Genomic DNA, 12,483 nt, shown 5'->3' on the forward strand with positions numbered 1-12,483 from the left:
ATGTCAAAAGATACTAAAAAGAATCTGAGTAAAAATGTGGATAAAAGACAAACTGAATTATTAACAAATTTATCAACATATTTGTGAATAAGTTTAAAAACAATAAATGTAACAAACAATAAACAATTTAATTCACAAAATTATCCACAGATACAAATAAACTAGTTTGCTTATTTTTTTTAGTTCTAATACAATCTAGAGCAATTTATTAAAAACATTTCGGGAAATACTAACCAAAATCTTTTTTTATGGTTTTTGTTAATTTTTACACTTATGGCTACATGGAATAAATGCTTAAAAAAGCTTAAAAAAGACCTAACCACGTTTGAATATAAAACGTGGATAAAGCCTATTACTGTAGTCCAAAATGCAAATTTATTTACAATTTATTGTAATAATGAGTATTTTAAAAAACATATAAAAGCAAAATATGGAAATATCATAATATCTACAATTCAAGAACATCACGGAAATGATTTGGTAGTTGAATACTCTAACAAAAAGTTTTCTGGTGATACTAGTTTAGAAAACACTGTTTCAGCTGGACCCCAAGCAAATTTTTTTAGCTCTTCAAATGTGGAAATAAAAGATGATATTGAAGAACATACAACTGTAATAGCTGAGCCTACAAAAACAAAAAAGCTTAAACAAATAAAACCATCTCAAGAATTATTTGGTTTTGATGAAGCTATGTTAATAACAGCTAAAGCAGGTGAAGAGTATTCTTTTGGATTACCATTAAAAGAAAAATACGTTTTTGATAGTTTTGTAGTGGGGGATGCTAACAAGATAGCTAGAGCAGCTGCAATGCAAGTATCTATTAATCCAGGTAAGTTACATAATCCTTTGTTTATATATGGAGGAAGTGGGCTTGGTAAAACTCACCTTATGCAAGCTATAGGTAACCATGCTAGGGATGTGAATCCTCAAGCAAAAATTATTTACACAAATTCAGAACAATTCATAAAAGATTATGTAAACTCCATACGGTTACAAGATCAAGACGAGTTTCAAAGAGTATATAGATCAGCTGACATTCTTTTAATAGATGATATTCAGTTTATAGCAGGTAAAGAAGGTACAGCGCAAGAATTTTTTCATACTTTTAATTCTTTGTATGAAAATGGAAAACAAATAATTTTAACAAGTGATAAATACCCAAATGAAATAGAAGGCTTGGAAGAAAGATTGGTTTCACGTTTTGGGTATGGGTTAACAGTATCTGTAGACATGCCAGATTTAGAAACTAGAATAGCTATTTTGCTTAAAAAAGCTCATGACTTGGGTCAAAAATTACCTAACGAAACAGCTGTATTTATAGCTGAAAATGTTAGAACTAATGTTAGAGAATTAGAAGGAGCTTTAAATAGAGTACTTACAACTTCTAGGTTTAATTATAAAGAGCCTACTGTAGAAGTTGCTCAATCTTGCCTAAGAGATATAATTAAAATTCAAGAGAAGAAAGTTAAAATAGATAATATTCAAAAAGTTGTTGCGGATTTTTATAGAATTAGAGTAAAGGATTTAACTTCTAATCAAAGAAGTAGAAACATAGCTAGACCCAGACAAATAGCTATGAGTTTGGCAAGAGAGTTAACATCACATAGTTTACCAGAGATTGGTAATGCTTTTGGTGGTAGAGACCACACTACAGTGATGCATGCTGTTAAAGCAATAACTAAGTTAAGGCAAAGTAACACATCGATTTCTGATGATTATGAGTTGCTTTTAGATAAAATTTCTCGTTAAATAGACTTATATTAATTGATAAAGGGGTTTTTTAAAAATGAATTTTGCAATAAATAGAGATGGCTTATTAAAACCTTTGCAATCTATGCTATCTGTAGCAAATAGCAAAAGTACTATGCCTTTGTTGTCTTGTATTTTATTTGATATAAATAATAATAACTTAAAAATTACTGCTTCTGACCTTGATACTGAGATATCTTGTGATATTCCAGTTACTTGTGACACTCCTATAAAACTAGCTTTAAATGCTGATAAAATCTTTAACATAGTTAGAAGTTTAACAGATAATTCAATAATTGATTTTAATATAAATGATAATAAAGTAACTATTGTTTCTAACAATAGTACTTTTAATCTTATTTCATTAAATGCGGATAATTATCCTCTTATTGACAGCAATATAAATGAGCAAGCAAGTTTTGATTTAACGCAACAAGATTTTCACCATATTATTTCGAAAGTAGATTTTTCTATGGCTAGTGATGATACTAGATATTTTTTAAATGGTATGTTTTGGGAAATAAATTCAAATCTTTTAAGAGCTGTATCTACAGATGGTCATAGAATGTCAATTACAGAAGCTATAATTGATAGTAAAGTACTAGACAGTACTAGCCAATCAATTATTCCTAGAAAAGCTATCCTGGAACTTAAAAAGATAGTAGGCAAAACTGAGCAACCTATAAAAATTTGTCTTGGCAAAAATTATTTAAAAGCACAGTTTGGTAGTTTTAGTTTTATTTCTAAGCTTATAGATGGCCGTTACCCTGACTATCAAAAGGTTATTCCTAAAAACAACACAAAGCTTTTAGCTGTAGATAAACAGATATTTAAAAACTCTTTGTTAAGAACGTCTATCTTAGCTAACGATAAATATAAAGGTATACGTTTAGATGTCTCAGCTGGTCAGATGCTTTTATCCGCAAATAATCCTGACAATGAAAAAGCAGAAGATACTGTAGAAGTACAATATAATGATCAGCCTATAGAAATATGTTTTAATTATAGATATTTATTAGATATTATAAATGTTCTTAGTGAGGAGACTATGTCTATATACCTTGATAATCCTAATATGAGTGCTTTAATAAAAGATGAAAAAGATAATAGTCTATTTATTATTATGCCTATGAAAATCTAGAAAAATAATTTACTTCTCTTACTATAATTTTAGTTTGCAACAATTCCTTTTAATGTAAGCTCAAAATTTTTAAATACTAAAAAGTTATAAAAAAGTTATAAATTTATAGGTATTTTCATTACTATATATTAGAAATTTAGTTTTTTAGTTTCTTTACCATTGTTAAAAATACTTATGTCTTGTTAAAATTTTTTATATAAACTTATGATTTAGACTTGTATACTTATTTTTATAAAGGAGAAAGCCTTTAAAATGTAATCATAGTTATTGCATGCAAAATATTATCAAATAAAACTAGCGGAGATTTTGATATGAGGTATAAAAAAACTTTTTTAGCAACGTTAGCAGCTTTTGGTAGTATATCAGCTTTATCAGCAGCAGATATACAACCGTGGTCTGCTTCGAAGGTAAGTAGTTATACTCCAGGAACTTTGGTTACAGAAGGAGGTAATACTTATAAGTGTAAAGCCTTTCCAGAAGGTTCTTGGTGTACTATTGCTGCTTATGAGCCTATAGGTATATATGGTGCAGATGCTTGGGATGAACAAGGCCCAGGACCAGCTCCGAAGCCTATGGACCAGCATATTGTAGCTAACGTAAACATTACAGGTGATGAGTTACCAGCAAATGCAAAAGTAGAGTTTATTGACCCTGATAATAATGTTCATACAGTTAATAATGGAGTTGTTGATTTAGATTATGCTAAAGGCGGCTCTGAATATATGGTTAAGTTAGAAAATGCAGAAGGTTCTATATCTCCATCAAACGTTACAGTTTCAAGTAACAGTGGAAACATTAGTTTAGAATATAAAGAAAAAGTTCAGCCAACTCCTCCAGGACCAACTCCTCCTGCTCCAGAAGGCGATTGTGATCCATATGATGCTTCAAAAGTCCCTGCTTACTCAGATAGTTCTATATATGTAGCAAAAGATTTTGCAAAATATAATGGCGGGATATACGAAGCAAAATGGTGGACTCAAAATGCAGCTCCAGGAACTAGTGATGTTTGGAAGTATTGTGGACAAGCTGTTGAGACAAAGGTTTCTGTTAATACTACAGGTTTACCTCAAACAGTAAAAACTTTTAATGTTGTAATAGGCGGTGAATCATATACTATAGACTCTACCAGACAAACACCTATAGTTTTAGGTCAGGGTAGTTTTGATGTTTCAGTACCTAATATTTTGAGCTCAGATGCTTTAGAAGTTTATATTGCTAATAAGGTTACACCTAATCCAATAATTATAGATGAAAGTACTAAAGAAGTAAGCTTAAAAATAAATTTTAAAACCAAAGCTGTTGAAGTTACTACAGTTAGTTTAAATGTTACCTACGCAACAGGAACTTCTCCAGACTCTACTACAGCTAAAGTTACAAACTCTAGTGGTTATGACCAAACTGTACAATTAGTAAATGGTTCAAATACTATCAGTATACCTTCTCAAGGTGAGTTTACAGTTACTCCAGATAGCTATAAAGAGAGAGGAGAAACTTACAAAGCCTCTCCTTTAACTATAGTTGATGGTAAAGTAGTCGATACTGATGTTATAGCATATGAAAAAGTAGGTAATTGGCCTGAAAGAGTTATGGCAGGATATTGGGGTACATGGACAAACGGACAAAGTAGTAATTTAGCTTCTTATATGGAATCTTTCGGTGATTACTATAATGTTATCCTACCAGGTTTCTTATTGGTTAAGGGAACTACAGTTAACAACTTTGCAGATGCTGTGATACTTGAAAACTTTGTTGATGGTGTAGATAGATTACATAAAAAAGGAGCTTTAGTAATAGCATCAGTTGGTGGAGCTAATACTAGTGTATGGGCCCCAGACTTAAATAATGTAGATACTTTAGCAAAAAATATTGTTAATTTCTTAGCAGAAAATCACTTAGATGGATTAGATTTTGACTTAGAAGGTAGCTCTATTGATGGTAGTGAAGCTTGGACTGAGAGTATGCAAGATTTAATAGCTAAAATGAGGGAAAATGCTGAAGCTAGAGCTGATGATTTTCCTAGAGGCTTTTTTATAACATCAGCCCCTCAAACATATGAGGATAAAGGAGTAGAACCTGCTATATACTGGACAGACAGTCAAGCAAAACCATTTGCTGCTATGTTAAATCCAGAAGCATGTGGTGGTAAGGTTTGTTTTGATGCTATTTTAATCCAAAATTATAACAATTTAAATGCTCCAGGATGGCCTAATCAACCACCTACACAATCTGTTAAGATTGCAGCTAATGCATTAAAAGTAGCGAAAAATAATGTAACTCAAATAGTTTTAGGTGATGATTTTGCACCTAGTGAAAGTAGTTATGTATCACCAGAAGAATATAAAGCTGTATTTGATAAAGGTGATGCTTATGGTCCAGCAATTAATAGCTACTCTAACTTTAATGGATTTATGGTTTGGTCATTAGGTCAGACACCAACTACAATAGATCCGATAGAATTTGCAAAACAAATGGAACAGTTTTATCCTATTTCTACTTCTACTAAATAAGCTCTCTTCTTTGCAAGGCTACTTAATTTTTTAAGTAGCGTTATCTCTAAAAAACAATTATCTTAAAAAATAATTTTCTTATATTTTACTTGAGTTATGACTTGGTAAATAGTTTTTGATAAAGAAAATGACTATACCTTTGCTAAGGCAGTTAAAGCTGCAGAAGAAAATAATTGTCAAAATATCTAATCTATAAATTTTTCTAAACGTTATTATTTTAGCGTTAATAGTCCTGCTAATTATGTGATTAACCTTTAATTTTAGAAAATGATATTTGCTATTAAATATCTTTCTTTATAGATCTTTTTGTTCATGGAACCTATCTTTTATTTACCTTTTTACCGGTGATTTTAGTGTAGACTTGATTCAAATGGTCATCCAAATTAGAATTAGACTCTAATTCTAATTTGTAGTTATTTTTCCCATTTTCTCTCAATTCACCATTAACAAACTCAAGTTGACCTGTAATTAATTTTTGCTGAACATCAGGATCAGATAGAGCACTGTAAAAATAGCTTTCAGGTGGTTTGCTATTATCTGCTAACACGCCAGCTTTAGTTCCACTAGACAGAGTAAATGTACATTTACTTCCATCACTTTCTATAACTCTTAGTTTAAGTTTATTACCATCTTTCTCAACGTAATAGACTACTGCGTCGACATCTAAACCTATATTACAATAGTGGTATCTATAACCAAATACTTTCCATACTTTATCTAACCAGAATAATTTTCCGTTATCTAGAGATATGTCTACATAATCATATCCACCATTACATACAGCAACACAATTAACATCACTCATAGCATTATATCTATGGTCAACTACTTTACCATTATAAGAGTTGGTATCTCTTATTGTTATATCACTATCTCCTTCTAAAACTACAGCTATATCATTAAACAATCTAAAATATACATCATAAAATTTATCATCTCTTTCTGTACTACCCAGACTGTGTGTTTCAGAAACCTCATTTGCAAGATATATATGTACCGGATGTACTACTAGTTGAGGTTCACTAAATGCAGGCATATTTATAAAAAACATTAACCCTATGATGATAAAAATTTTTCCATACTCATTAACTTTTAATTTAATTTGTAAATATTATAATAATTTATTTAATAAGTCAACATAATTTTAACTAAGTATAATAGATAAAATTATCCCTTAAAGTGACCTTTTTGACTTTAATCTATGAATCACAAGTAATAACACAGTAAATTAGTAATCTTTAGTCTTCAAGATGCGCGGTAATACTTTTAATCGAACATATTTATCACCGACTTTAAGTTGGAGGTCTTCATGATTGGTATTATGTTCTACATAAACACTTTTAGACCTAAGTCTGTTAACATCAGTCATTTTCCACCCTTGTAATAATTTTTTAAAATTGTTAGCACCGGGAATCCAAGATGTTCCTCGGTTATTTTCGACATTACCTTCATCGTAATTTAAAGAACATTTTGGTGGGGAGTCTCTGTTGTATTTTCTTAATATCATTCCATTTACGCAGCCACTATAAATCTCATCACATGCTATACTCATCAGCCTTGATGAGTGTAGCTCTCTATACTGTGTAACTAATGACACTTTAGAATATAACTCCCGTATTTCTTTTTGCTTAGCCTTATAAGCTAGTATCATCTCCTTATTCCCTAAGGTTTCGTACGCTATCTGTTTCAAGGTTAAAGAATCTAGCTCATCAGCCATTTTTTTAAGTTGTATAGACAATTGTTTATGTCGTGTACTAGTGGTTACACAACGAGTGGAAGAGTAAGGGTTATCAGAAAAACGTTTCGCCCATATTTCACGAATTTGTATATTTAGGTAGGCAAGAGATAGAAGCCCCTCTACAGGGAGGTCTTTTTTAAATTTTAGAAACATTTCATCTAGTAACTTATAGTCCCCCTTCATATCAAATTGATAATCCAGAGAGATATGAGATTTTATTGTAAATAAGTTTGACCAATTAGCTTTTGCGTAACTTTCTAGAATAGGTATGATTTTATCTCCTTCGTAAATTAGTCCACAACCACCTTTTTTTCCTACTATCACAGGCGTCTTTGCACTCTGCACATAATAATCATATTGTCTATATTGTTTAAAAAATATTTGTTGTACCGTTGGTATGCGGTTTTGATAAAATGTTGTTCCTATATCTCTTACAATATTCCACCCATCATCCTCGCTATATATCCCTAAATATAGGATGAGTTCTTTCAACATATTGTTAGCAAAAGCTTTACCAAAAGTTGTGTCAGCCTCAAGCAAAGCAAGTTTATACAATTGATTAGCTGGATGGGGTTGCTCTAGATTTTTAGATTGATTAGCAGTATGAGGTTGCTCTAGGTTTTTAACTACTGAATGTAACTCCTTGATATGTTTAAAAAATACCCCCTCGATTGATGCATATTTTAACTCTTCTTTCGTCGCTCCTCTATTAAGCCATACATAATGATTATTCAAAGGATTTTCTTGCCTCAATTTTTTAATATTTTCAAGATAATTTAAAGGGATCTCTTTTTGACCCACCCAGATGCAATGGACTGCTGACATATTTTTCCTTATGATAAGTTTATAAGTTTAAGGTATAACTTCATAGAGCTATTAGGTTCCATGAACAAAATTTTTTGCAATATGCAAGTAAGTATATTTAAATATTTTTGCGAAACAAAAAATATACTTAATGGACATGGAATATTATATATCAGAATCAAATTGGTCAACTATTTTAACTTTTCTTACATCACAAAAAGGCTTACATACGAAAGATACAGTTAAACTAAGAAAATTCATAGAAGCGGTATTTTTTATCCTAAAAACAGGAGCTCAATGAAAATATCTTCACAAGGATTATGGTAATAGTAGAGCCATCCATAAGTGTTATAAACTCACCTTACGCAAAAGATTGCAAGTTTTAAAAAGATATTTAGAATACTGGACATAGGAAAAAATTCTGTTTTTTAAGAAATGGAGAAGGATTTACTAGACATATACACAGATTATCTTATAAGCCAAACTAAGTATGCTACGGCTACAAAATTATCAGATATATTAGATCAAGAAGTATCACATGACAAAATAACAAGGTTTTTAAACAAGTCAGATTTAACAAGCTTAGAATTTTGGAAGTATATAAAGCCTTTAGTTAGAAAACATAACAGCGAATACGATGTTCTTTGTTTGGATGATACAATTAGTGAAAAGCCAAGTACAGATGAAAATGATATAGTCTGTTGGCATCACTCTCATGCTAAAGGTGTTCATGTAAAGGGTATTAATATAGTCTCATGTATGCTTAGTACATCAAATTTATCTATTCCAATAGACTATGAAATAGTGAAAAAGGATGAGCGATATTATGATGAAAAAGATAAGCGGTATAAAAGAAGATCTAAAGTTACTAAAAACCAAATGTTTCAAAACATGATAAATCGAGCAGTTATTAATCATGTTAAGTTTAAATATATTTTGGCAGATAGCTGGTTTTGCTCTAAAGATAATATGAATTTCATACATCACACATTATCGAAGAAATTCATACTTGGTATGAAGTCAAATAGAGTTGTTGCCTTGAGTGATTATGCTAGAAAGAGTAAGGATTTTATTAAACTCTCTGAACTTGATATTGCTGATGGAGAATCTTTAAAGATATGGCTTAAAGATATGAATTTCCCTGTCCTTTTAACAAAAAAGATTTTCATAAACGAGAACGGTGCAAAAGGAATTTTATATCTTGTAACAAATGATTTAGAAATAGATTCTAATCAGTTATATCATGACTATCAAAAAAGATGGCAAATAGAGGTTTATCATAAATCAATTAAGCAAAATACTTCTTTATCAGCATCACCAACTAAAGTTGAGAAAACTCAAAGAAATCATATTTTTTGCTCATTTGTAGTAGCTCAAACTTGATCTGACAGTCACCAATTAATTTGAGACTGAATTTATTTCTAAACTAGTGTCAGATTTATCAAACATATTACCTAAATTTTTCTCTTTTGCCAAAGGTTTTGAGTCAATAAAAGTTTTCATAGGCGTTTTCCATAACAGTGCTTACCAGAATGTGGTCTATCGTTATTGTAATAATCCAGCCATATATCAACATCTTGCTGAATCTCCTCAATCGTTGAATAAACCTTTTTTCTAAACATTGTCTCATAACATTCATTTTTCATAGTTTTATGAAATCTTTCACAGATACCATTAGTTTGAGGGGAGTTAGCTTTTGTTTTAGTATGGTCAATGTCTTCTATGCTTAAGTACATCTGGTAGGAATGATTCTCCAGCTTTCCACAATATTCCGTGCCTCTATCTGTTAATACTCTTAATAGATCTATTCCATGTTCCTCAAAGAATGGTAATACCTTATCATTAAGCATATCAGCAGCTACTATTGCATTTTTTTCTGTATATAACTTAGCAAATCCTACTCTAGTATACGTATCTACAAATGTCTGTTGATATATCTTACCTATACCTTTTATATACCCTACATAATAGCTATCTTGAGATCCTAAGTAACCTGGATGATGCGTTTCAATCTCACCAGTAGCAACCTTTTTAGCTTTTTCTTTTTCTAAAGCTTGTAATTGAGCTTCTGTAAGTATAAAGCCATCTTGAGCTACTTTGGTCTCTAGTGCTGTTAATCGCTTCTTAAAATTCTCTAAGTCATGTCTAAGCCAAATAGATCTAACTCCACTTCCTGAGACTAATATTCCTTGCTTTGCTAATTCATTTGATACTCTATGTTGTCCATACGCCGGATATTCATAAGCCATATTAACTACTGCTTGCTCAATATGTGCCTCAACTCTATTTTTCTCTAATGGCTTCTTACGGGATATTTCTTGTAAAGCTAATTCTCCACCATTATCGTATAACTCTTTAAAGCGATAGTAGCTGTCTCTTGAGTAACCCATCACTTTACAAGCTTGCTTGACATTACCTAATTGTTTTGCTAATTCTAACAGACCTAATTTGGGTTTGATTATCTTTTGAGATGCATTCATTTTATTCTTCCTTAATTTGACATCTTATTTTATACACAATGTCAGATTAAGTCAAAGCTATTACAGCTCATTAGTGGCTTTTTGTAAACTAGAAATGCTCAAGATAAAAACTTCACTAAACCACTTCGCTCTGAAATATAAGCTCTTGGTTAGATCTAATGCTATTGCTCTTAAGCAACTATATGAAATTAGAAATTCATGACCAACTTGCGTAAGGTGAGTAAAGAATTTAATTCTTACAAAAACAATTATGATCAAAATGATTTTATTAATCGTCCTCGATCTAAAAGTTCTTATAAAGCTAACACCCAAGAAGGTTCTGAAAAACGCAAAAATGAAGCTTTAATTGCTATAAAAAGATCATGGAAACTTTACTAGAGACTGTGTATTTAATTACAATAGACGTGGTTTCTAATACTTTAAACCTGTATTTTTTATAAGTTTGTTGATATCTATTAATATAATTTTTAAGATAGAGTTATTATATTAATAGACTTTTGATACATAGGGTTGGTGGAGGCGGCGGGATTTGAACCCGCGTCCATAAACTCTCCATCTTTGGATCTACATGCTTAGGCTAATCTATTTGAGTTTAGCTTAGCTACTCCCCAATTAGCCAGGGTAATAGTTAGCGAGTCTGTTAAATACAGCCCTGACTCCCAGACAAAAAGCAAAGACCGTCTTATGCGTCAATATGAACGGATGTAAAGATAGCTCCATAAGATAAGCTAGCATATCCGTGCGTTTCTAGGTTATTAAGCTAGACTAGGCAGCTTTTGCAACAGCAACAAAGTTACTGTCGTTAGCCGCTACGCGGTTTGCTTTTTTGTTGCCAGTTATTATTGGCATTTGTACTGTTATTTACGAGGTTACGGTACTTCCTCGGCATGCACCTTAGAGTTTGACATTCATGTCGAAACCATATTCGCCCCCATTAGTGTGGATACAAATTTATAGATTATTTACTAAAAAGTCAATTTTATATAGTAAATATCTTTTGTATATAGGACATATGGAGCCATAAATAGAATTTCCAAGCCAAATTACAATTTAATAAAAAATATGTTTTAAAGTCAAAGACAAAGAATTATTTTTCTATAAAAAGTACAAAACTTTTCTAAGTTGGTTAATTAGATTCATTTTTTGCTAATGAATACAGTAAAGACATTCTTATAGGCACGCTATATTTAATTTGCTCAAAATATTTAGCACAGTCAAGTTCATCAATGGATCTATCCATCTCATCAACCCTAGGCAGAGGATGAAGAATTATAAAGTTACTGCTAGCTGAAATATGTTTTTTATCTAAATAGCATAAATCTTTATTGTTTAGGTAGCTTTCTTCATCTGGAAATCTTTCTCTTTGAACGCGAGTTACATACAGTACGTCTAAATCTTCTAGAGCTGTACTGCTTACTTCCTCTAGCTCCACAAAAGAGTTACCATTTTGCTCAACAAAACTTCTAAGTTTATCAGGAATCTGTAATTCTTGAGAAGATATAAATTTAAAAGAAGCATTATATTTAGTGAGTATATTAGTGAGTGAATGAACCGTACGACCATACTTAAGATCTCCTATAAAACCTATTTTAAGATTCTCAATAGAACCTTTTTCAGAGTAAATTGTATATAAGTCAACTAGAGACTGTGTGGGATGCTCATTTGCACCGTCGCCAGCATTTATTACCGGCGAACGGACATGTTTTGAAAACTCTTCGACACTATGAGGCTTAGGGTGACGCATAACGATAATATCAGCATATTGATCGATCATTCTACCTGTATCATCAAGAGTTTCGCCCTTTTGTAGTGAACTTGACGAGACGTTTTCTAGTGATATGACTTTACCACCTAATCTATTCATTGCAGATTCAAATGAAAACCTTGTTCTTGTGCTTGGCTCAAAAAATAATGATGCTAAAATCTTGCCATCTAGATCTTTAATAATTTCGGAGTTAGCTAGTTTATCTTTGTATATATCAGCTTGGTAAAATAGCTTAGATAAATCATCTTTACTAATCTGGTCTCCTCTAAGGAGTTTTTGAAATGAAAGCATTTTGTCCT

Annotated in this window: 7 protein-coding genes, 1 other RNA gene and 3 pseudogenes; 6 read left to right on the forward strand and 5 right to left on the reverse strand. The window is 31.3% G+C overall.

The window, feature by feature from the left end; all coding sequences use genetic code 11:
• Positions 1–273: 273 nt before the first annotated feature.
• From dnaA to FRA_RS00015, 3 genes are all read left to right on the forward strand, one after another.
• On the forward strand, positions 274–1,749 hold the full coding sequence (gene dnaA, locus FRA_RS00005; protein WP_035720556.1) for a chromosomal replication initiator protein DnaA: 1,476 nt from the start codon (positions 274–276) through the stop codon (positions 1,747–1,749).
• A gap of 37 nt (positions 1,750–1,786) precedes the next feature.
• Complete coding sequence (gene dnaN, locus FRA_RS00010; protein WP_035720558.1) at positions 1,787–2,890, forward strand: DNA polymerase III subunit beta; 1,104 nt, start codon at positions 1,787–1,789, stop codon at positions 2,888–2,890.
• 311 nt (positions 2,891–3,201) lie between these two features.
• Positions 3,202–5,397 carry a glycosyl hydrolase family 18 protein gene (locus FRA_RS00015; RefSeq protein ID WP_035720560.1) on the forward strand — a complete coding sequence of 732 codons (2,196 nt, stop codon included), beginning with the start codon at positions 3,202–3,204 and terminating at the stop codon, positions 5,395–5,397.
• Between the two features lie 319 nt (positions 5,398–5,716).
• Here FRA_RS00015 and FRA_RS00020 read toward each other — a convergent pair whose 3' ends face one another.
• Positions 5,717–6,433: a hypothetical protein gene (locus FRA_RS00020; protein WP_155960888.1), complete on the reverse strand. Its 717-nt coding sequence runs from the start codon at positions 6,431–6,433 to the stop codon at positions 5,717–5,719.
• A gap of 192 nt (positions 6,434–6,625) precedes the next feature.
• Complete coding sequence (locus FRA_RS00025; RefSeq protein WP_035720564.1) at positions 6,626–7,960, reverse strand: hypothetical protein; 1,335 nt, start codon at positions 7,958–7,960, stop codon at positions 6,626–6,628.
• Between the two features lie 414 nt (positions 7,961–8,374).
• On the opposite strand from FRA_RS00025, the pseudogene FRA_RS00030 reads away from it, so the two are divergent.
• A pseudogene (locus FRA_RS00030) lies at positions 8,375–9,307 on the forward strand (IS701 family transposase); the annotation flags it as partial.
• Between the two features lie 30 nt (positions 9,308–9,337).
• Here FRA_RS00030 and FRA_RS00035 read toward each other — a convergent pair.
• Positions 9,338–10,419: pseudogene (locus FRA_RS00035) on the reverse strand (IS481-like element ISFw3 family transposase).
• Between the two features lie 61 nt (positions 10,420–10,480).
• On the opposite strand from FRA_RS00035, the pseudogene FRA_RS00040 reads away from it, so the two are divergent.
• Both FRA_RS00040 and FRA_RS00045 read left to right on the forward strand, forming a co-directional pair.
• A pseudogene (locus FRA_RS00040) lies at positions 10,481–10,621 on the forward strand (IS701 family transposase); the annotation flags it as partial.
• A 14-nt stretch (positions 10,622–10,635) separates the two neighbouring features.
• On the forward strand, positions 10,636–10,797 hold the full coding sequence (locus FRA_RS00045) for a hypothetical protein (protein ID WP_464110828.1): 162 nt from the start codon (positions 10,636–10,638) through the stop codon (positions 10,795–10,797).
• Positions 10,798–10,930: 133 nt separating this feature from the next.
• Here FRA_RS00045 and ssrA read toward each other — a convergent pair.
• Both ssrA and pyrB read right to left on the reverse strand, forming a co-directional pair.
• Positions 10,931–11,352: a transfer-messenger RNA gene (gene ssrA, locus FRA_RS00050) on the reverse strand.
• A gap of 193 nt (positions 11,353–11,545) precedes the next feature.
• Positions 11,546–12,475 (reverse strand): aspartate carbamoyltransferase, encoded by a 930-nt coding sequence (gene pyrB / locus FRA_RS00055; RefSeq protein WP_035720589.1) that lies wholly within the window; start codon positions 12,473–12,475, stop codon positions 11,546–11,548.
• Between the last annotated feature and the right edge of the window lie 8 nt (positions 12,476–12,483).

Origin of the sequence: Allofrancisella heilbronnii, assembly GCF_000710735.2 — a bacterium.
GTDB classification, from domain to species: Bacteria; Pseudomonadota; Gammaproteobacteria; order Francisellales; family Francisellaceae; genus Francisella; species Francisella frigidaquae.